The organism is Variovorax sp. M-6 (assembly GCF_052114385.1).
GTDB lineage: Bacteria > Pseudomonadota > Gammaproteobacteria > Burkholderiales > Burkholderiaceae_C > Variovorax.
The window spans coordinates 110,934-132,010 of the sequence record NZ_JBFREQ010000019.1 but is presented as its reverse complement, the minus strand read 5'-3'; the positions used below and the strand labels follow the sequence as shown (position 1 = coordinate 132,010).

Annotated in this window: 21 protein-coding genes and 1 pseudogene; all 22 read left to right on the top strand. The window is 66.5% G+C overall.

Translation table 11 applies throughout. The features are described 5' to 3' along the window. A pseudogene (locus AB4Z46_RS21155) lies at positions 1-523 on the top strand (hypothetical protein); the annotation flags it as partial. 156 nt (positions 524-679) lie between these two features. Further along, positions 680-4,567 carry a DUF3683 domain-containing protein gene (locus AB4Z46_RS21150; protein WP_442285496.1) on the top strand — a complete coding sequence of 1,296 codons (3,888 nt, stop codon included), beginning with the start codon at positions 680-682 and terminating at the stop codon, positions 4,565-4,567. After that, complete coding sequence (locus AB4Z46_RS21145) at positions 4,564-5,010, top strand: HIT family protein (RefSeq protein ID WP_442285495.1); 447 nt, start codon at positions 4,564-4,566, stop codon at positions 5,008-5,010. The genes AB4Z46_RS21150 and AB4Z46_RS21145 overlap by 4 nt, the downstream gene beginning before the upstream one ends. Beyond that, positions 5,010-5,441: a gamma-butyrobetaine hydroxylase-like domain-containing protein gene (locus tag AB4Z46_RS21140; RefSeq protein ID WP_442285494.1), complete on the top strand. Its 432-nt coding sequence runs from the start codon at positions 5,010-5,012 to the stop codon at positions 5,439-5,441. Before AB4Z46_RS21145 ends, AB4Z46_RS21140 begins: the two co-directional genes overlap by 1 nt. Positions 5,442-5,511: 70 nt before the next feature. Beyond that, on the top strand, positions 5,512-6,243 hold the full coding sequence (gene ubiE / locus AB4Z46_RS21135; protein WP_442285493.1) for a bifunctional demethylmenaquinone methyltransferase/2-methoxy-6-polyprenyl-1,4-benzoquinol methylase UbiE: 732 nt from the start codon (positions 5,512-5,514) through the stop codon (positions 6,241-6,243). A gap of 28 nt (positions 6,244-6,271) precedes the next feature. Continuing rightward, on the top strand, positions 6,272-7,321 hold the full coding sequence (locus AB4Z46_RS21130; protein WP_442285492.1) for a Tim44 domain-containing protein: 1,050 nt from the start codon (positions 6,272-6,274) through the stop codon (positions 7,319-7,321). A 286-nt stretch (positions 7,322-7,607) separates the two neighbouring features. Further along, positions 7,608-8,162: a ubiquinone biosynthesis accessory factor UbiJ gene (locus tag AB4Z46_RS21125; RefSeq protein WP_442285491.1), complete on the top strand. Its 555-nt coding sequence runs from the start codon at positions 7,608-7,610 to the stop codon at positions 8,160-8,162. A 61-nt stretch (positions 8,163-8,223) separates the two neighbouring features. Continuing rightward, positions 8,224-9,789: a ubiquinone biosynthesis regulatory protein kinase UbiB gene (ubiB, locus tag AB4Z46_RS21120; RefSeq protein WP_442285490.1), complete on the top strand. Its 1,566-nt coding sequence runs from the start codon at positions 8,224-8,226 to the stop codon at positions 9,787-9,789. A gap of 86 nt (positions 9,790-9,875) precedes the next feature. After that, positions 9,876-11,003, top strand: coding sequence for a polyamine ABC transporter substrate-binding protein (locus tag AB4Z46_RS21115; protein WP_442285489.1), 1,128 nt, complete (start codon positions 9,876-9,878; stop codon positions 11,001-11,003). A 12-nt stretch (positions 11,004-11,015) separates the two neighbouring features. Then, positions 11,016-12,116 carry an ABC transporter ATP-binding protein gene (locus AB4Z46_RS21110; protein WP_442285488.1) on the top strand — a complete coding sequence of 367 codons (1,101 nt, stop codon included), beginning with the start codon at positions 11,016-11,018 and terminating at the stop codon, positions 12,114-12,116. Continuing rightward, positions 12,116-13,063: an ABC transporter permease gene (locus tag AB4Z46_RS21105; protein WP_442285487.1), complete on the top strand. Its 948-nt coding sequence runs from the start codon at positions 12,116-12,118 to the stop codon at positions 13,061-13,063. The genes AB4Z46_RS21110 and AB4Z46_RS21105 overlap by 1 nt, the downstream gene beginning before the upstream one ends. Beyond that, positions 13,060-13,917, top strand: coding sequence for an ABC transporter permease subunit (locus AB4Z46_RS21100; RefSeq protein WP_442285486.1), 858 nt, complete (start codon positions 13,060-13,062; stop codon positions 13,915-13,917). The genes AB4Z46_RS21105 and AB4Z46_RS21100 overlap by 4 nt, the downstream gene beginning before the upstream one ends. A 103-nt stretch (positions 13,918-14,020) precedes the next feature. Continuing rightward, complete coding sequence (locus tag AB4Z46_RS21095) at positions 14,021-14,362, top strand: FmdB family zinc ribbon protein (RefSeq protein ID WP_442285485.1); 342 nt, start codon at positions 14,021-14,023, stop codon at positions 14,360-14,362. Positions 14,363-14,371: 9 nt separating this feature from the next. After that, a complete protein-coding gene (locus AB4Z46_RS21090) occupies positions 14,372-14,992 on the top strand; it encodes a DUF502 domain-containing protein (RefSeq protein ID WP_442285484.1) in 621 nt (206 codons plus the stop codon). 37 nt (positions 14,993-15,029) lie between these two features. Further along, entirely contained in the window at positions 15,030-16,838 is a 1,809-nt protein-coding gene (gene aspS / locus AB4Z46_RS21085) for an aspartate--tRNA ligase (protein ID WP_442285483.1), read from the top strand. 206 nt (positions 16,839-17,044) lie between these two features. After that, entirely contained in the window at positions 17,045-17,314 is a 270-nt protein-coding gene (locus AB4Z46_RS21080; RefSeq protein ID WP_442285482.1) for a type II toxin-antitoxin system prevent-host-death family antitoxin, read from the top strand. A gap of 7 nt (positions 17,315-17,321) precedes the next feature. Then, complete coding sequence (locus AB4Z46_RS21075) at positions 17,322-17,639, top strand: CcdB family protein (RefSeq protein WP_442285481.1); 318 nt, start codon at positions 17,322-17,324, stop codon at positions 17,637-17,639. After that, positions 17,636-18,106, top strand: a complete 471-nt coding sequence (gene nudB, locus AB4Z46_RS21070; RefSeq protein ID WP_442285480.1) for a dihydroneopterin triphosphate diphosphatase — start codon at positions 17,636-17,638, stop codon at positions 18,104-18,106. The genes AB4Z46_RS21075 and nudB overlap by 4 nt, the downstream gene beginning before the upstream one ends. Continuing rightward, the gene (locus AB4Z46_RS21065) at positions 18,103-18,861 is read left to right on the top strand and encodes an endonuclease/exonuclease/phosphatase family protein (RefSeq protein ID WP_442285479.1); all 759 of its coding nucleotides are present in this window, start codon (positions 18,103-18,105) and stop codon (positions 18,859-18,861) included. The genes nudB and AB4Z46_RS21065 overlap by 4 nt, the downstream gene beginning before the upstream one ends. Positions 18,862-18,930: 69 nt before the next feature. Beyond that, positions 18,931-19,662 (top strand): GTP cyclohydrolase I, encoded by a 732-nt coding sequence (gene folE, locus AB4Z46_RS21060; protein WP_442285478.1) that lies wholly within the window; start codon positions 18,931-18,933, stop codon positions 19,660-19,662. Positions 19,663-19,672: 10 nt separating this feature from the next. Beyond that, the gene (locus AB4Z46_RS21055; RefSeq protein ID WP_442285477.1) at positions 19,673-20,095 is read left to right on the top strand and encodes a BLUF domain-containing protein; all 423 of its coding nucleotides are present in this window, start codon (positions 19,673-19,675) and stop codon (positions 20,093-20,095) included. Further along, complete coding sequence (locus AB4Z46_RS21050; protein WP_442285504.1) at positions 20,092-20,943, top strand: DUF429 domain-containing protein; 852 nt, start codon at positions 20,092-20,094, stop codon at positions 20,941-20,943. Before AB4Z46_RS21055 ends, AB4Z46_RS21050 begins: the two co-directional genes overlap by 4 nt. The last annotated feature ends 134 nt before the right edge of the window (positions 20,944-21,077 follow it).

The window sequence follows — 21,077 nt, the reverse complement described above, 5'->3', positions numbered from 1 at the left end:
CTACAGCCTGGACGGCTATGCCTCGGGCGGTGCGGCTCCGTCGCCCTCGCCGAATGCCTTCACGGAGGTTGGCACGGTCACGGGCCTCGGACGCAATCCGACCTCGATCGCGACGTCCAAGGCTGAGCCGACCAACACCAGCAGCAGCAACATCGATCCGCTGTCGCAGCAGGTGCTGGTGAGTTCGCGCGGCGACCGCAAGATCTCGTGGGTGCGCTTCGCGTCCAACGGCAACAGCGGCAGCATCGTGCGCACCCTGCAGGACTCGCGCATGATCGATCCGATCTCGATCGAGGACGCGGACAACTTCGCCAACTCGAACAACATCGTGAGCGTGGCCGACTACGCCGGCAAGGCCATCAGGAACTACCGCTACGGACCCGTGATCTTCATCGACGGCAAGGCCTGCCCGGCGCCCAACGGGTGTCCCGTGACGCCCACGGGCTCCATCAGCGCCGAGTACGGCGGCTCCATGGCCCTGCCTGGCAAGCCGTTCCACCTCAAGACGGCCAACGTGCCCTGATCCCGTAGAAAGAACGGCCGGTACACCGGCACGCATCGAACGGCCCGCTTCACGCGGGCCGTTTTTTTTGTGCGCCCGGCATGGCCATCGGGGCTGACTTAAAATCCATCCCCCCTGGTTCATGGGCGCGCAGCGCCCGACCGAGGCCACTCCCCGATGAATGCTCCGACCGCGTTGACGGCGTTGTTGTCGCAGGCCGCAGAGCCTGCGCGATTGCGTGAGATCCCCTACAACTACACCAGCTTCTCCGATCGCGAGATCGTGATCCGCCTTCTGGGCGGGCGCGGCTGGGAACTGCTGCAGACCCTTCGCTCGGAGCGCCGCACCGGCCGCTCGGCCCGCATGCTCTACGAAGTGCTGGGCGACATCTGGGTGGTGCAGCGCAACCCCTACCTGGTCGACGACCTGCTGGACAACCCGCGCCGCCGCGGCCAGCTGGTCGAGGCGCTCAACCACCGCCTGGGCGAGGTGCAGAAGCGGCGCACCCCCGACAGCGACGCCCAGCGCGACGCGTCCGTCGGCGAGCTGATCGGCCTGGTGGCGCAGGCGGTCTCGGCCTTCGACGGCATGTTCCGCGAGGTCGCGGCCCTTCGGCGCAAGACCACGCGCGCGTTGCGCCGGCTCACCGCCAAGGACAACATCAAGTTCGACGGCCTGTCGCGCGTGTCGCACGTGACCGACGCCACCGACTGGCGGGTCGAGTACCCCTTCGTGGTGCTGACGCCCGACACCGAGGCCGAGATGGCCGGCCTGGTCAAGGGCTGCATCGAACTGGGCCTCACCATTGTTCCGCGCGGCGGCGGCACCGGCTACACGGGCGGCGCGATCCCGCTGACCTGGAACAGCGCGGTCATCAACACCGAGAAGCTCGAGGCCATGACCGAGGTCGAGCTGCGCGAGCTGCCCGGTCTCGAAGCGCCGGTGCCGACGATCTGGACCGAGGCCGGCGTCGTCACCCAGCGCGTCGCGGATGCGGCCGAGCGCGCGGGCTTCGTGTTCGCGGTCGACCCGACCTCGGCCGAGGCCTCCTGCGTCGGCGGCAACGTGGCGATGAACGCGGGCGGCAAGAAGGCCGTGCTGTGGGGCACGGCGCTCGACAACCTGGCCTCGTGGCGGATGGTGACGCCGGACGCCGAGTGGCTGGAGGTCACCCGCGTCGGCCACAACCTCGGCAAGATCCACGACGCCGAGAGCGCGGTGTTCGAGCTCCAGTACTTCGCCGCCGACGGCAAGACGGCGCTGCGTGCCGAGCGGCTCGAGATTCCGGGCAGCACCTTCCGCAAGGAAGGCCTCGGCAAGGACGTGACCGACAAGTTCCTGTCGGGCCTGCCCGGCATCCAGAAGGAAGGCTGCGACGGCCTGATCACCAGCTGCCGCTGGATCGTGCATCGCATGCCGGCCCACACCCGCACGGTCTGCCTCGAGTTCTTCGGCAATGCCAAGGACGCGGTGCCGAGCATCGTGGAGATCAAGGACTTCATGTTCGCCGAGCAGAAGCGATCGGGCGTGCTGCTGGCGGGCCTGGAGCACCTCGACGACCGCTATCTCAAGGCCGTCGGCTATGCGACCAAGTCGAAGCGCCATGGCGGGCTGCCGAAGATGGTGCTGTTCGGCGACATCGCCGGCGACGACGCCGACACGGTGGCGCGCGTGACCTCCGAGGTGGTGCGCATCGCCAACTCGCGCAGCGGCGAGGGCTTCATCGCGATCAGCCCCGAGGCACGCAAGAAGTTCTGGCTCGACCGCAAGCGCACCGCCGCCATCAGCCGACACACCAACGCCTTCAAGATCAATGAGGACGTCGTCATTCCGCTGCCGCGGATGGCCGAGTACACCGACGGCATCGAGCGCATCAACATCGAGCTGTCGCTGCAGAACAAGATCGCGCTGGCCGATGCGCTGGAAGACTTCCTCGCGCGGGGCAACCTGCCGCTGGGCAAGCGCGAAGACGCCAACGACATTCCGGCGGCCGAGCTGCTGGAAGACCGCGTGGCCCAGGCGGTGGCGCTGGTGGGCGAGGTCAGGGCCCTGTGGCAGGGCTGGCTCGACGGGGTCGAGACGCTGTTCCCGCAGTTGCAGGACCATTCGCTGCGCGCAAGCTGGAAGACCCAGCTGCGCGCGCCCTTGGCGGAGATCTTCACCGGCGCCGAGTTCGCGCCGATCCTCGCCGAGTGCAGCGAGATCCACCGCAGCGTCCTCAAGGGCCGCGTCTGGATCGCGCTCCACATGCACGCCGGCGACGGCAACGTGCACACCAACATCCCGGTCAACAGCGACAACTACGAGATGCTGCAGACCGCCCACGCGGCCGTCGTGCGCATCATGGCGCTGGCGCGCAGCCTCGACGGCGTGATCTCGGGCGAGCATGGCATCGGCATCACCAAGCTCGAATTCCTCAGCGACGAGGAGCTGCAGCCCTTCACCGACTACAAGAAGAAGGTCGACCCCGAAGGCCGCTTCAACAAGGGCAAGCTGCTGCGCGGCAGCGAGCATCTGACCCCCGACGGCCGCGCGATGCATTCCGACCTGACCAACGCCTACACGCCGAGCTTCGGCCTGATGGGGCACGAGTCGATCATCATGCAGCAGAGCGACATCGGCGCCATCGCCGACAGCGTCAAGGACTGCCTGCGCTGCGGCAAGTGCAAGCCGGTCTGCGCGACCCACGTGCCGCGCGCCAACCTGCTCTATTCGCCGCGCAACAAGATCCTTGCGACTTCGCTGCTGGTCGAGGCCTTCCTCTACGAGGAGCAGACCCGGCGCGGCGTCAGCATCAAGCACTGGGAAGAGTTCGAGGACGTGGCCGACCATTGCACCGTGTGCCACAAGTGCCTCACGCCGTGCCCGGTCAACATCGACTTCGGCGAGGTCTCGATGAACATGCGCAACCTGCTGCGCAAGATGGGGCAGAAGTCATTCCGCCCGGGCAATGCGGCCGCGATGTTCTTCCTCAATGCAACCAATCCGCAGACCATCAAGATGATGCGCTCGGGCATGGTCGACATCGGCTTCAAGGCGCAGCGCCTGGCCAACGACCTGCTGCGCGGCCTGGCGAAGAAGCAGACCGCCGCGCCGCCTGCCACGCTCGGCCCGGCGCCGATCAAGGAGCAGGTGATCCATTTCATCAACAAGAAGATGCCTGGCGGATTGCCCAAGAAGACCGCGCGCGCGCTGCTCGACATCGAGGATGCCGACTATGTGCCGATCATCCGCAATCCCGAGGCGACCACGCCCGAGACCGAGGCGGTGTTCTATTTCCCCGGCTGCGGCTCGGAGCGGCTGTTCTCGCAAGTCGGCCTCGCCACGCAGGCGATGCTGTGGCACGCGGGCGTGCAGACGGTGCTGCCGCCTGGCTATCTCTGCTGCGGCTACCCGCAGCGCGGCAGCGGACAGTTCGACAAGGCAGAGAAGATGATCACCGACAACCGGGTGCTCTTCCACCGCGTTGCCAACACGCTCAACTACCTCGACATCAAGACCGTGGTCGTGAGCTGCGGCACCTGCTACGACCAGTTGCAGGGCTACCAGTTCGACAAGATCTTCCCGGGCTGCCGGATCATCGACATCCACGAGTACCTGCTCGAGAAGGGCATTACATTGGGAGATGCGGGCGGTGGAGGCTACCTCTACCACGACCCCTGCCACACGCCCATGAAGCTGCAGGACCCGATGAAGACCGTGAAGGCGCTGGTCGGCGACAACGTGCTCAAGAACGACCGCTGCTGCGGCGAATCGGGCACGCTGGGCGTGACCCGGCCGGACATCTCGACGCAGATCCGTTTCCGCAAGGAAGAGGAACTGAAGAAGGGCGAGGCGGCGCTGCGCGATGCGGGCATGGTCGCACCCGAAGCCAACGTCAAGATCCTCACCAGCTGCCCGAGCTGCCTGCAGGGCCTGAGCCGCTACGGCAACGACCTGAACAACGGCCTGCTCGAAGCCGACTACATCGTGGTCGAGATGGCCAACAAGATCCTCGGCGAGGACTGGATGCCCGCGTACGTGGCAGCCGCCAACCACGGCGGCATCGAACGCGTGCTGGTATGACGCCGAAGCATGTGGCGGGCTGTCCGCTGTGCGACGAGCCCGGCGGGCGCCTGGTCTTCCAGGCCGCCAAGCTGCGCGTGATCCACGCGGCCGAAGCGGGCTTTCCGGCGTTCTACCGCGTCGTCTGGGCCGACCATGTCGCCGAGTGGTCCGACCTGGCCCCGTCGGACCGTGCCCTGTGCATGGAGGCCGTGGCCGTGGTGGAGCAATGCCTGCGCGACGTCCTGGCGCCGGCCAAGATCAATCTTGCCGCCCTCGGCAACATGGTCCCGCACCTGCATTGGCACGTGATCGCGCGCTTCGACTGGGACAGCCGCTTTCCATCGCCGGTGTGGGCCGCGGCGCAGCGCGCGTCCGACCCGCAGCGCGAGCAGGCGATCGAGGTTCAACGGCCGGCACTGGAACGCGAGATGATCCAGCGTCTGGCGACAAGGAGTTTCTGATGGCAGGTTTGCAGGCGGGCGCACCGACGCCCCAGTCGATCACGGTGCACGGCCAATCGCGCGTGCTGGAGGTGGGCTTTTCCGACGGCGCGACCTTCCGCATCCCGTTCGAGCTGATGCGCATCTATTCACCCTCGGCCGAGGTGCAGGGCCACGGGCCCGGCCAGGAGGTGCTGCAGACCGGCAAGCGCGAGGTCGGCCTGGTCGACCTGCAGCCGGTCGGCAACTACGCGGTGCAGCCGACCTTCAGCGACGGTCATGACAGCGGCATCTTCTCGTGGGATCTGCTCTACGACCTCGGTGCGCGCGAGGCCGAGCTGTGGGCCGAGTACGAGCGGCGCCTGGCCGCCGCGGGCGTCGACCGTGACGCGCCGATGGCCGGCAAGGCGGCCGCGTCGGGCCACGGCGGACACGCCTGCGGGAGCCATTGAGCAACGAAAGTCCAGCGCCCCTGCGGGTTATCCGGCTTGATGTGAACGCTTCCGGCCTAACATCGGGTGCATGAGCACCACCCATTTCGGATTCGAATCGGTCGACGAAAGCGACAAGGCGAAGCGCGTGCGCGGCGTCTTCGATTCGGTCGCCTCGCGCTACGACCTCATGAACGACCTGATGTCGATGGGCCTGCACCGCGCCTGGAAGGCCTACACGGTGATGGTCGCCAACGTCGGAGAAGGCTCCAAGGTGCTGGACATCGCCGGCGGCACCGGCGATCTCGCACTCGCCTTCGCCAAGAAGGTCGGCGCCAGCGGCGAGGTGGTCCACACCGACATCAACGAGGCCATGCTGCGCACCGGCCGCGATCGCCTGCTCGATGCCGGGGTCGTCTTGCCCACGCTGGTCTGCGATGCCGAGAAACTGCCGTTTCCCGACAACCATTTCGATGTCGTGACCGTCGCCTTCGGCTTGCGCAACATGACCCACAAGGACGTTGCGCTGAAGGAAATGAACCGCGTGCTGAAGCCGCGCGGCAAGTTGCTGGTGCTGGAGTTTTCCAAGGTCGCCAAGCCGCTGCAGAAGGCCTACGACTGGTATTCGTTCAGCGTGCTGCCGCGCCTGGGCAAGGTGGTGGCCGGCGACGACGCCAGCTACCGCTACCTGGCCGAATCGATCCGCATGCATCCGACCCAGGAAGACCTCAAGACCCTCATGAAGGAGGGCGGTTTCGGTCATGTGGACTATCACAATTTGACGGGCGGCGTGGTCGCCCTGCATGTTGGAATCAAGTGTTGAAGCTGTTTTTCGCCGAAGAGGAGACGTCATGAAGAATTTTGGGTCCTTGTTGCTGGTGTGTGCATTGGCCGTTGTGAGCATCGACGCCAGCGCTGCCCGCATGGGTGGCGGCAGGTCGTTCGGCAAGCAGTCCGGCAACGTGACGCAGCGCCAGGCCACTCCGCCCGCCACGCCGGCGGCACCGGGTGCACCGGCGCAGAACGTGAACAACGCCGCCGCCAAGCCGGCCACGGCGGCCCCCGCTGCAGCGGCGCCCAAGCGGCCCTGGGCCGGCATGCTCGGCGGCTTGGCCGCGGGCCTCGGCCTGGCCTGGCTCGCGCATTCGCTCGGCCTCGGCGCCGCTTTCGGCAACATCCTGCTGATCGGCCTGCTGGTGCTGGCGGCCGTGGTCGTGTGGCGGATCTTCTCGGCCCGCTCGCGTGCAGCCGCCTCGCCGCGCGCTGGCGGCTTCGCCTTCCAGGGCGCAGGCAGTCCGGCGGATGCCACGGCACCGCCCCAGTACAGCCCCCGCAACGTCGGCAACGACGCCTCGGCCCGCCCGTGGGAGAACAACGCCACGGCTTTCGACGCCAGCGCTTCGCAGCAGCCCGAGCACCCGGCGGATCGCGCCAGCGGTTCGTCGATGGCCGGCGCCGCCGCCGCGGGCGGCAGCATGATCGGTTCGGCCCTGGCGGGCTCCCAGTCGTGGGGCATTCCTGCCGGCTTCGATGCCGATGGCTTCCTCACCGCGGCGAAGCGCAACTTCGTGACCCTGCAGGACGCCTGGGACCGCGCCGACATCGGCACCCTGCGCTCCATGATGACCGATGGCATGGTGGGTGAAATCCGCCAGCAACTGGCCGAGCGCGAGACCCACACCGGCGGCCAGGCGAACAAGACCGAGGTCGTGATGCTCGATGCCAAGCTGCTCGGCATCGAAGAGCTGCCCGACGCCTACCTGGCGAGCGTCGAGTTCTCCGGCATGATCCGCGAGGACGTGTCGGCCGGCCCGAGCCCGTTCCGCGAGGTCTGGAACATGACCAAGGACACCAAGGGCGGCAGCGGCTGGCTGGTGGCCGGCGTGCAGGCACTTCAGTAGGCTCCCCCCCAGGTTGCCCCGCACTTCGTGTCGGGGCGCCCACCCCCTTCCGGGGGCGCAGTCAGCGGCCCGGCAAAGCCGGTTCCGCGACTGCCCACGAACAGGCGCGCTCGCGCGCAGCCGTCGAAAAACCCCAGCGCCGATTGCTTTGGCCGGCGAAGCCAGGCCCGTTGATTAAACGCCGCGGATCTGGCTTTGCCAGGCCGCTGATGTTGCCCCTGGCAGGGGGTGGGCGCCCGGACACGAAGTGCCGGGCAACCTGGGGGGCGAGCGCGATAATACGAACATGGTTACACCATCGTCCCCTTTTTCGTTTCTGGAAGACCTCGCCAATCGCGTCGGCAGCCGTCTGCAGCCGCCGGCCTGGGCTGTCCACGAGATCCAGCACCGCACCGTGCTTTTCCTCAACCATGTGCTCCAGCAGGAACCCGAGGCCCAGCAGCGCCTGCTGCGGCTGCAGGGTCGCGTGGTGCAGTTCGAGTGGCTCTTCGTGACGATGCAGTTCGTCGCGACGCCGGCTGGCCTGCTCGACCTGGCGCCCGAAGGCGCTGCCGCCGAACTGACGCTGACCGTGACCGAGGAGTCGCCCTTCGGCCTCGCGCGGGCTGCCTTCCGCGGCGACAAGCCGGCCGTGCGCATCGAGGGCGACGTGCAACTGGCCGCCGAGGTCAACTGGTTGATCGATCACGTGCGCTGGGATGTCGAAGACGATCTCGCACGTGCCATCGGCGATGTGCCGGCGCACACCATCGCGAGCGGCGCCCGCCGCGTGGTGGAGGCATTGCGGCAGTTCGTCGGCCAGCGTCCGGGCAGGGCCGACGGTTCTGCAGGCGCCGAATGAGCCGCCGGACCGTTACCAAGGCCAAGGCGAACACCTCAGCGCGCAGCGCGCAGGTTTTCGAATGAGGCGGATCTACCGCGGCGCCTTCATCGTCTGGGTCGCGCTTCGCTACGGCCTCGACGAGCTTGTGCTCACGAGCTTCCAGAAGCCCTGGCTGCGGGTGGTGGCGCGCATCGTGTCGGTCGGCCGCAACCTCGACGCGCCGCGCGGACAGCGGCTGCGCGAGGCGCTCGAGCGACTGGGGCCGATCTTCGTCAAGTTCGGGCAGGTGCTGTCGACCCGGCGCGACCTGCTGCCGCCGGACATCGCCGACGAGCTCGCCTGGTTGCAGGACCGGGTGCCGCCGTTTCCGTCCAAGGTGGCGATCGCGACCATCGAGCGCGCCTTCCGGCGTCCGATCGGCGACATCTTCGTTCAGTTCGACGAGACGCCGGTCGCCAGCGCATCGATCGCCCAGGTGCACTTCGCGACGGTTCGCCTGGCCGACGGCTCGGTGCGCGAGGCAGCGGTCAAGGTGCTGCGCCCGGGCATGCGTGACGTGATCGAGAAGGATCTGGCGCTGATGGCCATGATGGCCGGCTGGGTCGAGGGCCTGTCGGCCGACGGCAAGCGGCTGAAGCCGCGCGAGGTGGTCCGCGAATTCGACAAGTACCTGCACGACGAGCTCGACCTGGTGCGCGAAGCGGCCAATGCGGCCCAGTTGCGCCGCAACATGGAACAGCTCAAGCTGGTGCTGATCCCGGAGATGTACTGGGACTTCTGCCATCCCGAGGTCATGGTGATGGAGCGCATGAAGGGCGTGCCGATCGCCCAGCTCGACCGTCTGCGGTCGGCCGGCGTCGACATCCCGAAGCTGGCACGCGACGGCGTCACGATCTTCTTCACCCAGGTCTTTCGCGATGGCTTCTTCCATGCCGACATGCACCCGGGCAACATCCAGGTCAGCCTGGAGCCGGAGAGCTTCGGACGCTATGTCTCGCTCGATTTCGGCATCATCGGGACGCTGACCGAATCGGACAAGGAGTACCTGGCGCAGAACTTCGTCGCCTTCTTCCGCCGCGACTACAAGCGCGTGGCCGAGCTGCACCTCGAGAGCGGCTGGGTGCCGCCCGGCACCCGCATCGACGAGCTCGAGGCAGCGATCCGCACGGTCTGCGAGCCTTACTTCGATCGGCCGCTCAAGGAGATCTCGCTCGGCATGGTGCTGATGCGGCTGTTCCAGACCTCGCGCCGCTTCCATGTCGAGATCCAGCCACAGCTGGTGCTGCTGCAGAAGACCCTGCTCAACATCGAGGGCCTGGGCCGCCAGCTCGACCCCGAACTCGATCTCTGGCACACCGCCAAGCCTTTCCTCGAGAAGTGGATGACCGACCAGATCGGCCCGCGCAAGCTGTTCGAGCAGTTGCGCGCCGAGGCGCCGCGCTACGCGAAATTGCTGCCTCAATTGCCTCGACTCATGCACGATTTCCTGGAAAATCGCCCCCCGGACCACCGCAACGAACTGCTGGAACTGCTGGCCGCCCAGAAGCGTACCAACCGGCTGCTGCAGGCGATCATCTACGGTGGCATGGGATTTGTATTGGGGTTGATCGCGATGCAGGTGCTGGTGCGCGTGCGCCTGTTCTAGGGGCCCGCGGTGCCGGCCGGCACCGCGCCGAGGGAACCCTCGAGTCGTTTTGTTGTTCTTTGCTTTCCCGTCCGGAGGTTTTGTTCATGAGTTCGATGTCCCTGCGTCCCCGCCTGCTCCTGGGTGCGCTGGCCTGCGCCTTCGCGGTGCTGGCGTCGCCCGTCGCGCGGGCGGATGAGGAGAAGGTCCTCAACATCTACAACTGGGGGGATTACATCGCCGAGGACACGATCAGGAACTTCGAAAAGGAGACCGGGATCAAGGTCCGCTACGACCTGTTCGACAGCAACGAGGCCCTTCACGCCAAGCTGGTGGCCGGCATGAGCGGCTACGACATCGTGGTACCTGGCTCCCACTTCGCCAAGATGCAGATCAAGGCCGGCCTGCTGCAGAAGCTGGACAAGTCCAAGATTCCCAACCTCGCGAACCTCGACCCGGCCATCCAGGCCCAGCTGGCCAAGATGGACCCGGGCAACGAGCACCTCGTCGACTGGCTCTGGGGCTACACGACGGTGGGGATCAACCGCGACAAGGTCAAGCAGGCCCTGGGCGGCAAGCCGCTGCCGGACAACGCATGGGACCTCGTCTTCAAGCCGGAGTACATGTCCAAGCTGAAGGGCTGCGGCGTCGCCTATCTGGATACCGCCTCCGAGATCGTGCCGATCGCGCTCAAGTACCTGGGCAAGGATCCGCGCAGCAAGGACCCCGAGGACTACAAGGCGGTCGGTGAAATGCTCAAGGGCGTGCGCCCCTACGTGACCCGCTTTTCCGGCTCCGGTTCCGACTACATCGACCAGATGGCCAAGGGCCAGCTGTGCGCCGTCATCGGCTGGTCCGGCGACATCATGATCGCCAAGGACAAGTCGACCAAGGCAAAGAACCCGCAGGACCTCGAAGTGCTGTTGCCCAAGACCGGTGGCCTTCTTTTCTTCGACACCATGGCGATCCCCAAGGATGCCAAGCATCCGGAGAACGCCTACAAGTGGATCGACTACATCCTTCGGCCCGAAGTGCACGCCTCGCTGACCAACAAGGTGTTCTATGCGAACCCCAACAAGGCGGCGACGAAGTTCGTCAACCCGGTGCTGGCGAAAGACAAGGCCGTGTTCCCGGACGAAGCCGCGCTTGCGACCATGATTGCGCCTGATACGCCCGACCAGGCGACGCTCAGGCTCATCACGCGCACCTTCACCAACTTCAAGGCCAATCGCTGAGGGCTTGCCGGCATGAATGTTCCCACCGGTGGCGGCGCCTTCCTGCGAATCGAATCCGTCAGCAAGAGCTTCGGCGAGTTCCGCGCCGTCGATCAGGTCAGCCTCGATGTGACGCGTGGCGAGATATTCGCGTTGCTCGGATCCTCGGGCTGCGGCAAGAGCACGCTGCTGCGGATGCTCGCGGGGTTCGAGCTTCCTTCGTCGGGGCGCATCGTGCTGAACGGGGTGGACCTCGCGGGAATGCCGCCCTATGAGCGCCCCGTCAACATGATGTTCCAGTCGTATGCGCTCTTTCCGCACCTGACGGTCTGGGACAACGTCGCTTTCGGCTTGCGGCGCGACAAGCTGCCCAAGGCCGAGATCGCCTCCCGCGTGGACGAGATGCTGCGTCTGGTGCAGTTGACCCAATTTGCCAAGCGCAAGCCCCACCAGCTGTCCGGCGGCCAGCAGCAGCGCGTGGCCCTCGCGCGCAGCCTGGCCAAGCGCCCCCAGCTGTTGCTGCTGGACGAACCTCTGGGCGCGCTCGACCGGAAACTGCGCGAAGACACGCAGGTCGAGCTGGTCAACATCATCCAGCAGGTCGGCGTGACCTGCGTGATGGTGACCCACGACCAGGAAGAAGCCATGACCATGGCATCGCGCATGGCCGTGATGAGCGAGGGGCGTTTCCTGCAGGTCGGCAGCCCGGCCGACATCTACGAAAGCCCCGCGACCCGCTTCGTGGCCGACTTCATCGGCAACGTCAACCTGATGGAAGGCAAGGTCGTGGTGGACGAGGCCGACCATGCCGAGATCGAATGCGCCGACGTCGTGCACCGGGTCGATCACGGCATCACCGGTTTCGAAGGCCAGCCGGTCGTGGTGGCCGTGCGGCCCGAGAAGATCCAACTGCGGACGGATCCGCCGGACGACGAACGCAACAGGGTCCAAGGGGTCGTCAAGGCCCTTTCCTATTTCGGTGGCTACACCCTGTACCACCTCGAACTGCCCAGCGGCGCCACGCTCAAGGTCAACGTCGAGAACGCCACCCGGCATCGGGAAGGCGCCCCTGTGGCGGGGGACAGGGTCTGGGCCTACTGGCTGCCGACCGCCCAGGTCGTCCTGAAAAACTGATGAAACACGCCCAGGCCGACCGCAGCGGCTTGCCCGGTCGGACATCGCTCCTGCAAGGGCGGCGCCTCGTGATCGGCATGCCCTATCTCTGGCTGCTGGTCTTTTTCCTGCTGCCGTTTCTCATCGTCCTGCGCATCAGCTTCGCGGAGATGGACGGCGCCACCCTCAGCAGTCTGTTCGCGTACGCCGACCAGGAACTGGTCATGAAGCTCAAGCTTCGGAACTACGCGACCATCTTCCAGGACAACCTCTACCTGGCGACCTATGGGCGGTCGCTGATGTATGCGGGCATCACGACCCTGATCTGCCTTCTGATCGGCTACCCCTTCGCCTACTTCATGGCGCGCGCCTCGGCCGCCCTGCAGCCGTTGCTGCTGATGGCCGTGATGCTGCCGTTCTGGACCAGTTTCCTGTTGCGGGTCTACGCCTGGAAAGGGCTGCTGGATGCGCAGACCGGCTGGGTCGGAAGGCTGCTCGTCCACATCCGTGCCGACCAGCTGCTCTACCCGTTGGGGCTGATCCCGGCGCCGGGCGAGTTCATGTACAGCCCGTTTTCGCTCGTGCTGGGCATGGTCTACACCTACTTGCCCTTCATGTTGCTGCCGCTGTATGCCACGCTGTCCAAGCTGGACTTGCAGTTGCTCGAAGCCGCGCAGGACCTGGGGGCCACGCCCTGGCAGGCGTTCTGGCGCGTCACGGTGCCGTTGTCCAGGAGCGGCATCATCGCGGGCGCGATGCTGGTCTTCATTCCCTGCGTGGGCGAGTACGTGATCCCGGAACTCCTGGGGGGGCCGGAAACGCTGATGATCGGCCGCGTGCTCTGGGACGAGTTCTTCTCCAACAACGACTGGCCCCTGGCTTCGGGTGTCGCGGTCGTGATGGTGCTGCTCATCATCGTGCCGCTGGCGATCTTCAACAACAGCCAGGCGAAGGTGTCGCGTTCATGATCGTCACGTCCGCAGGCCGCTGGACCAGCCGCATCTGGCTGACGCTGGGGCTGGTCTTCCTTTACCTGCCCATCGCGGCGCTGGTCGTTTTCAGCTTCACCGATTCCCCGGTGCCGAACGTCTGGGCCGGTTTCAGCCTGCGCTGGTACGCCAAGCTCGCGGGCGACGAGGAGATTCGATCGGGGCTCTTTCTTTCGCTCAAGGTCGCCGCGGCCACCGCCAGCGCGGCCGTCGTGCTGGGAACCCTGGCTGCCTTCGCGCTGGAGCGCTTTCCGCGGTTCAAGGGGCGCGCCTTGTTTTCCGGCATGGTCAGCGCCCCGCTGGTGATGCCGGAAGTGATCGTCGGGCTGTCGCTGCTGCTGATGCTCGTTTCGATCCAGCGCCTGTTCGGTTTTCCCGAGCGCGGCATGGTGACGATCTGGCTCGGCCATCTGCTCGTGGGCCTGGCCTACGCGACCGTGGTGATCAGTGCCCGCCTGCGCGATCTGAATCCCCAGTTCGAGGAGGCCGCCCAGGACCTCGGCGCCCGGCCGCTGCAGGTCTTCATGCTCGTCACCTTGCCGATGATCGCGCAGTCGCTCCTGGCCGCCTGGCTGTTGACGTTCACGCTGTCGCTGGATGATGTCGTGATGTCGGCGTTCCTGTCCGGACCCGGCTCGACCACCCTGCCCCTGGTGATCTTCTCGCGGGCCCGCCTGGGGCTCGATCCGACCGTCAATGCGCTGGCCACCGTGGTGATCTTCGTGGTGGCGGTGTTCGTCGTGGGTTCGAGCTACCTGATCGCGGCGCGGGAGCGCAGGCGCTACAGGCAGCAGCAGGCGGCGCTCAAGGGCGGCGCCGAATCGACGACGTAGCCGCGGGCAGGGCGGCCGGGCAGACGCCCTCGATACCGGGCGCGCGCCTATAATCGAGGGCTTTGCGAGCGGCCGCCGGCCGTTTCCTTTCGCCCCCAATTCCATGCCTATCTACGCCTACAAGTGCAGCGCCTGCGGCTTTGCCAAGGACGTGCTGCAGAAAATGTCCGACGCGCCGCTCTCGGAGTGCCCGTCCTGCGGCGCCAGCGCGTTCAGCAAGCAGCTCACCGCCGCGGGCTTCCAGCTCAAGGGCTCGGGCTGGTACGTGACCGATTTCCGGGACGGCGGCGGCAAGAAGTCCGCGGACAGCGGCGAGAAGGGCGCTGCCAGCCCGGCCGCACCGGTGGAAGGCGCGGCAGCCAAGCCCGCCGACGCACCCGCGAGCGCTCCGTCACCCGCCCCGGCCCCGGCACCGGCCCCAGCACCCTCATCGGGCAGCGACTGAGGCCAGGCCATGCTCGCGCTGCGCAAATGGCTGCTCTCCGGCTTGCTGGTCATCGTGCCGCTGGTCATCACGCTCGGCGTGCTGAACTGGATCATCGGCACGCTCGACCAGACGCTGTGGCTGCTGCCGGAAACGTGGCAGAAGTACCTCAACGAGCACAAGGTGCGCGGCCTCGGCGTGCTGCTCACGCTGACCATCCTGCTGTCGGTCGGCGCGATCGCGAGCAACTTCGTCGGCAAGCGGCTGCTGGGCTGGGGCGACGCGGTGGTGCGCCGCATTCCGGTGGTGCGCTCGATCTACTCCAGCGTCAAGCAGGTTTCCGACACGCTGTTCTCCGAGAACGGCAATGCCTTCCGCACCGCGGTGCTGATCGAGTGGCCGCGTGCCGGCTCCTGGACCATCGCCTTCGTGACCGGCACGCCCGGGCATGAGGTCGTGGGCCACCTGGGCGGCGGCGACTACCTCGGCGTCTACGTGCCGACCACGCCCAACCCGACCGGCGGCTATTTCGTGATGCTCAAGCGCAGCGACTGCATCGAACTCCGGATGAGCGTGGACGACGCGCTCAAGTACATCGTGTCGATGGGGGTGGTCGTTCCTGGCGGCCCCGCGACGATCGCGATCAAGTAAAGACAAAGACGCGCCTTCGCGGCGCCGGAATCCATCTATGGCCATGCGTTCAAACTATTGCGGTCTCGTGACCGAAGCCCTCCTCGGACAGACCGTCACCCTCTGCGGCTGGGTCAATCGCCGGCGTGACCACGGCGGCGTGATCTTCATCGACCTGCGCGACCGCGAAGGCTATGTCCAGGTGGTGTGCGACCCGGATCGCGCTTCCACCTTCGCCGCCGCCGAAGGCCTGCGCAACGAGTTCTGCGTCCAGGTCACCGGCCTGGTGCGCGCGCGCCCCGAGGGCACGGTCAACGACAACCTCAAGAGCGGCAAGATCGAGGTGCTGTGCCACGAGATGAAGGTGTTGAATCCGTCGGTCACGCCGCCGTTCCTGCTCGACGACGACAACCTCTCGGAAACCACCCGCCTCACGCACCGCGTGCTCGACCTGCGTCGCCCGGCGATGCAGCGCAACATGATGCTGCGCTACAAGGTCACGATGGAGGCGCGCAAGTTCCTCGACGCCAACGGCTTCATCGACATCGAGACGCCGATGCTCGGCAAGTCCACGCCCGAAGGCGCGCGCGACTACCTGGTGCCCAGCCGCGTGCACGACGGCAGCTTCTTCGCGCTGCCGCAGTCGCCGCAGCTCTTCAAGCAGTTGCTGATGGTGGCCGGCTACGACCGCTACTACCAGATCGTCAAGTGCTTCCGCGACGAAGACCTGCGCGCCGACCGCCAGCCCGAATTCACGCAGATCGACATCGAGACCTCGTTCATGGCCGAGGAAGAGATCCGTGAAATGTTCGAAGGCATGATCCGCAAGGTGTTCCGCGCCGCGGCCGAGGTCGAGCTGCCGCCGTTCCCGGTCATGAGCTACGGCGACGCCATGTTCAAGTACGGCTCCGACAAGCCCGACCTGCGCGTCAAGCTCGAGTTCACCGAGCTCACCGACGTGATGCGCAATGTCGAGTTCAAGGTCTTCGCCCAGGCGGCCAGTACGCCCGGCGGCCGCGTGGTCGCGCTGCGCGTGCCCGGCGGCGGCGGCGAGGGCGGCCTGTCGCGCGGCGACATCGACGCCTACACCGAGTTCGTCAAGATCTACGGCGCCAAGGGCCTGGCCTACATCAAGGTCAACGATGCGGCGCTGGGTCGCGAAGGCCTGCAAAGCCCGATCGTCAAGAACCTCAACGACGCCTCGCTGGCCGAGATCATCGCCCGCACGGGCGCGCGCAACGGCGACATCGTGTTCTTCGGCGCCGACAAGGAAAAGGTCGTCAACGACGCCCTCGGCGCGCTGCGCGTGAAGATCGGCCACAGCGCCTTCGGCAAGAAGAACGGCCTGTTCGACGACCGCTGGGCGCCGCTGTGGGTGGTCGACTTCCCGATGTTCGAGTTCGACGAGGAAGGCCAGCGCTGGTCGGCCGTGCACCACCCGTTCACGGCTCCCAAGGACGGTCATGAGGACCTCATGGACACGGCCCCCGAGAAATGCATCGCCAAGGCCTACGACATGGTGCTCAACGGCATCGAGATGGGCGGCGGCTCGGTCCGTATCCACCGCGAGGAAGTGCAGAGCAAGGTGTTCCGCGCACTCAAGATCAGCGCCGAGGATGCGCAGAACAAGTTCGGCTTCCTGCTGGACGCGCTGCAGTACGGCGCCCCCCCGCACGGCGGCATCGCGATCGGCCTCGACCGCCTGGTGATGCTCCTGACCGGCGCCGAGTCGATCCGCGACGTAATCGCCTTCCCGAAGACCCAGCGGGCGCAGGATCTGCTGACGCAGGCGCCGAGCCCGGTGGACGAGAAGCAGCTGCGCGAACTGCACATCAAGCTGCGCAACACGCCGCAGGCAACGGCCTGACGGGCCTTCACGCTCGCTCCTTTCACTTGGAGGGGGCGCTTGCTCCCCAAGGGGCCACAGGCCGGCTTGGGACGGCATGGCGCCGGCCCGAGCGGACACAAACCAAGCAAAGGGCGCCCGTGTGGCGCCCTTTGCTTGGGGACTTCGACCGCACCAAGGCCCATCCAAATGGCTAAAATGGCTAACCATTCTCGCGGGAGACCGTTATGCAGATCAGCGCAACCGAAGCCAAGAACCGCTTTGGTTACTACCTCGGCCAAGCCGAGCGCGAGCCGGTGCATGTGATGAAGAACGACCGCATCGCAGGTGTGATCGTCTCTGCCGCTCGCTACGCGGAGCTCGAAGCGCTGGAGCGGACCAAGTCGATGACCGAGCGCAAGCAAGAATTCAACGAAACCTACAAGGAATGGATCGCGGCCCAGAACGATCTGGTCGACAAGATCGGAGTGTTCGGCGAAGAGCTGCGCCCTTGGTAGGTCCGGGATGGCCCAGTTCGACGTGTATGTCAATCCCGTGAAATCGCAGCGTGCGGACGTCCCCTGGTGCGTGGACATCCAGAGCGATCTGCTGGCGAGTCTTTCGACTCGGCTGGTGGTGCCGGTAGTCCCGCTCAAGCACCTGCCTGCGGCGTTGCCTCGGCGACTGTGTCCCGTGGTGCAATGGCAAGGGGAATCATTCGTCGCGTTGCCCCAGATGATGGCGCCGTTCCGCGTCAAGGATCTCGGCGCGTCCCGCGGCAGCTTGCGCGCTCAGGGCAACGATCTCGTCGCTGCCATCGATGCAGTGATCAGCGGCGTGTGACAACCGCTCCCCGCTTCAAGATCCCCGAATCGGTGCTGGTCGTGGTCCACACGCCGGCGCTCGACGTGCTGCTGATCCGCCGTGCCGGTGCCGACGATCTCTGGCAGTCGGTGACCGGCAGCAAGGACTATGAGGACGAGCCGCTGGCGCGCACCGCGGCGCGCGAGGTCGAGGAGGAGACAGGCATCCTCTGCGGTCCGGGCAGCGCGCTCGCGCCCCGGCTGGTCGACTGGCATCGGCGCAACGTCTACGAGATCCTGCCCCGCTGGCGTGCGCGCTACGCGCCCGGCGTGACGCACAACACCGAGCATGTGTTCGGCCTCTGCGTGCCGGCGCGGCTGGCGCCGCGGCTCGATCCTTGCGAGCACACGGCCTGGCGGTGGCTCCCCTGCGAAGAAGCGGCGGCGGCCACTTTTTCCTCGACCAACGCCGCAGCCATCCGGCTGCTGCCACAATTTGCGCGATGAATCCCTCGGCGACCAGTTTCCGTGTAGCCACCTACAACATCCACAAGGGTGTGCAGGGCATCGGCCCCGCCAGGCGCCTGGAGATCCACAACCTCGGCCATGCGATCGAACAGCTCGACGCCGACATCATCTGCCTGCAGGAGGTTCGCAAGATGAATCGCCAGGCGGCCGCGCGCTTCAATCGGTGGCCCGAGCTGCCGCAAGCGGACTTCCTGGCGCCCGAGGGCTACACGGCAGTCTATGAGACCAATGCCATCACCAAGCACGGCGAGCACGGCAATGCGCTGCTGACGCGCTGGCCGGTGCTGCGCAAGACCCACCAGGACATCTCGGACCATCGCTTCGAGCAGCGCGGCCTGCTGCACGTGGCGATCGACGTCGAGGGCAGGACCGTGCACACCATCGTGGTGCATCTGGGCCTGATCAAGGGCAGCCGGATCCGCCAGATCGCGCAGTTGCGCGAGTTCGTCGAGCGCGAGATTCCGCCCAGCGACGCGCTGGTAGTGGCCGGGGACTTCAACGACTGGGGGGCGCGGATGCGCTACGCGATGAATGCGATGGGCATGCGCGACTCGAGCGACCTGCGCGGGCCGCGCACGCTGACCTACCCCTCGCGGCTGCCGGTCGCACAGCTCGACTTCATCTACGGCCGGCAGCTCGATCCGGTCGCCTCCTCGGTGCCGCGCGGACCGATCTGGGCCCGCATGTCCGACCACCTGCCGCTCGTGACCGATTTTTCGCTATCAAAACAATAGCTGGGTCCGCAGGCGGGTAGGGCACAGTAGGGCCATCGCGGGAATTCCATTCGCTGATACGATGGGCGGATGCTAAGGACCATCGACGCCGTACCGCGCCCCGCTGCAGGGGATGAAGACGAGGGCACGCCCGTGTCCGTGAAGATTCGGGAGCGCCTCGTCGCCGCCCGCCGGCGCTTCAACGCCAACGACAACATCGCGGAATTCATCCGGCCCGGTGAACTCGAAGGCCTGCTCGACGAGGTCGAGGGCAAGATGAAGCATGTGCTCGAGAGCCTGGTGATCGACATCGAGAACGACCACAACACCGACAACACGGCCCGCCGGGTGGCGAAGATGTATGTCAACGAGGTGTTCAAGGGCCGCTACGTGCCTCCGCCCCCGCTGACCGAATTCCCCAATGCGGAGCATCTCAACGAACTCATGATCGTCGGCCCGATCACGGTGCGCAGCGCCTGCTCGCACCACTTCTGCCCGATCATCGGCAAGCTCTGGATCGGCGTCATGCCGAACGAGAAGACCAACGTGATCGGCCTCTCGAAATACGCGCGGCTGGCCGAATGGGTGATGGGCCGCCCGCAGATCCAGGAGGAGGCGGTGGTGCAACTGGCCGACCTGATCCAGGAAAAGACCCAGCCCGACGGCCTGGCGCTGGTGGTCGAGGCCGAGCACTTCTGCATGCAGTGGCGCGGCGTCAAGGAGATGGACAGCAAGATGATCAACTCGGTCATGCGCGGCGTCTTCCTGAAGGACCCCAACCTGCGCCGCGAATTCCTTTCCCTTCTTCCGCGCAAGCGCTGAGTCGCACACCATGCTCGTACGCCTCCTCTACGCCAGCCGCGCCGTGGACACCAGTCCGGACGCCATCGAGGCCATCCTTGCCCAAGCGCGTCTGCACAACACCGCCTGCGGCATCACCGGCATCCTCTGCTACGGGGCGGGCGTGTTCCTGCAGGCCATCGAGGGTGGCCGGATGGCGATCAGCGAGCTCTATGGCCACATCCAGCGGGACCCGCGCCACAAGGATGTGGTGCTGCTGCACTACGAGGAAATCTCCGAGCGCCGGTTCGGCGGCTGGACGATGGGGCAGGTCAACCTGTCGAAGCTCAACGCCTCGACTCTGCTCAAGTACTCGGAGCGCGCCGAGCTCGATCCCTATTCGGTGTCGGGCGTCGTCTCGCTCGCGCTGCTCGAAGAACTGATGGCCACCGCGGCCATCGTCGGACGCCACTGAAGCCGCGTCTCTCGATCCAGCCGCTGCTGCTGGGCTGCGATTTTTCGAGCGCACCGAATCCGCGCAAAGCGATCGTGGTCGCGCTCGGGACGGCGCGGGACGCGCGCGTGGAACTGGCCGGATTCGAGTCCTTCGCATCACTCGACGACTGGGGACGCTGGCTCGGCGCCCAGCCGGCGTGGGTGGGTGCCTTCGACCTTCCCTTCGGTCTGCCGCGCGAACTGGTCGTGCACCTGGGGTGGCCCCTGCAATGGGAGCCGCTGATCGCCCACTATGCGGGCCTCGGCCGCGAGGAAATCCGGCGCACCTTTGCGGCCTTCTGCGCGGGTCGGCCCCAAGGCGGGAAGTTCGCGCACCGGCAGACCGACGGTCCCGCCGGATCCAGTCCTTCCATGAAATGGGTCAACCCGCCGGTCGCGTTCATGCTGCACGCCGGCGTGCCTCGGCTGGTGGCCGCCGGCGCGGCATTGCCGGGCCTGCACATGCCGGTGGGGGGCAGCTCGCGCATCGCGCTGGAGGCCTATCCGGGGCTGCTGGCACGCGAGCTGATCGGCCGGCGAAGCTACAAGAGCGACGCGGCCGCCGGCCGGAGCAACGAACGCCGACAGGCGCGTTCGGACTTGCTGGACGCGCTGGAGGCGGGTTCGCCTCGACTCGGGCTGCGACTCGCGCTCAAGGGGCGAACACGACGGCTGCTGCTGGACGATGCCAAGGGCGATCTCCTCGACGCGGCGCTCTGCCTGGTGCAGGCAGCCTGGGGGGCCGCGCGAAGCGGCAGTCGTCCGGGCCCGGGCTACGGTTTGCCTGCGGCGATCGATCCGATCGAAGGCTGGATCGTGACGGCCTGACCTTCCGGCCTCCTGGCGTCCTACGGCAGGACGAGCCGCCGCCCGCCGTGCCTCGCGCGTTCACCCTCGCTAGATTGGAATCGGGTGGTTCGGTCGAGCCACCGATGACTCGCCTCGCGACAGACAGGAGGTTC

What these genes read in the sequence shown, in the direction of transcription:
- AB4Z46_RS21055 (WP_442285477.1), top strand. Translation starts at nt 19,673, where the DNA reads ATGCTCGTACGCCTCCTCTACGCCAGCCGCGCCGTGGACACCAGTCCG.
- AB4Z46_RS21095 (WP_442285485.1), top strand. Translation starts at nt 14,021, where the DNA reads ATGCCTATCTACGCCTACAAGTGCAGCGCCTGCGGCTTTGCCAAGGAC.
- AB4Z46_RS21065 (WP_442285479.1), top strand. Translation starts at nt 18,103, where the DNA reads ATGAATCCCTCGGCGACCAGTTTCCGTGTAGCCACCTACAACATCCAC.
- AB4Z46_RS21080 (WP_442285482.1), top strand. Translation starts at nt 17,045, where the DNA reads ATGCAGATCAGCGCAACCGAAGCCAAGAACCGCTTTGGTTACTACCTC.
- aspS (WP_442285483.1), top strand. Translation starts at nt 15,030, where the DNA reads ATGGCCATGCGTTCAAACTATTGCGGTCTCGTGACCGAAGCCCTCCTC.
- ubiE (WP_442285493.1), top strand. Translation starts at nt 5,512, where the DNA reads ATGAGCACCACCCATTTCGGATTCGAATCGGTCGACGAAAGCGACAAG.
- AB4Z46_RS21100 (WP_442285486.1), top strand. Translation starts at nt 13,060, where the DNA reads ATGATCGTCACGTCCGCAGGCCGCTGGACCAGCCGCATCTGGCTGACG.
- ubiB (WP_442285490.1), top strand. Translation starts at nt 8,224, where the DNA reads ATGAGGCGGATCTACCGCGGCGCCTTCATCGTCTGGGTCGCGCTTCGC.
- AB4Z46_RS21150 (WP_442285496.1), top strand. Translation starts at nt 680, where the DNA reads ATGAATGCTCCGACCGCGTTGACGGCGTTGTTGTCGCAGGCCGCAGAG.
- AB4Z46_RS21145 (WP_442285495.1), top strand. Translation starts at nt 4,564, where the DNA reads ATGACGCCGAAGCATGTGGCGGGCTGTCCGCTGTGCGACGAGCCCGGC.
- AB4Z46_RS21130 (WP_442285492.1), top strand. Translation starts at nt 6,272, where the DNA reads ATGAAGAATTTTGGGTCCTTGTTGCTGGTGTGTGCATTGGCCGTTGTG.
- AB4Z46_RS21090 (WP_442285484.1), top strand. Translation starts at nt 14,372, where the DNA reads ATGCTCGCGCTGCGCAAATGGCTGCTCTCCGGCTTGCTGGTCATCGTG.
- folE (WP_442285478.1), top strand. Translation starts at nt 18,931, where the DNA reads ATGCTAAGGACCATCGACGCCGTACCGCGCCCCGCTGCAGGGGATGAA.
- AB4Z46_RS21125 (WP_442285491.1), top strand. Translation starts at nt 7,608, where the DNA reads ATGGTTACACCATCGTCCCCTTTTTCGTTTCTGGAAGACCTCGCCAAT.
- AB4Z46_RS21075 (WP_442285481.1), top strand. Translation starts at nt 17,322, where the DNA reads ATGGCCCAGTTCGACGTGTATGTCAATCCCGTGAAATCGCAGCGTGCG.
- AB4Z46_RS21110 (WP_442285488.1), top strand. Translation starts at nt 11,016, where the DNA reads ATGAATGTTCCCACCGGTGGCGGCGCCTTCCTGCGAATCGAATCCGTC.
- AB4Z46_RS21115 (WP_442285489.1), top strand. Translation starts at nt 9,876, where the DNA reads ATGAGTTCGATGTCCCTGCGTCCCCGCCTGCTCCTGGGTGCGCTGGCC.
- AB4Z46_RS21105 (WP_442285487.1), top strand. Translation starts at nt 12,116, where the DNA reads ATGAAACACGCCCAGGCCGACCGCAGCGGCTTGCCCGGTCGGACATCG.
- AB4Z46_RS21140 (WP_442285494.1), top strand. Translation starts at nt 5,010, where the DNA reads ATGGCAGGTTTGCAGGCGGGCGCACCGACGCCCCAGTCGATCACGGTG.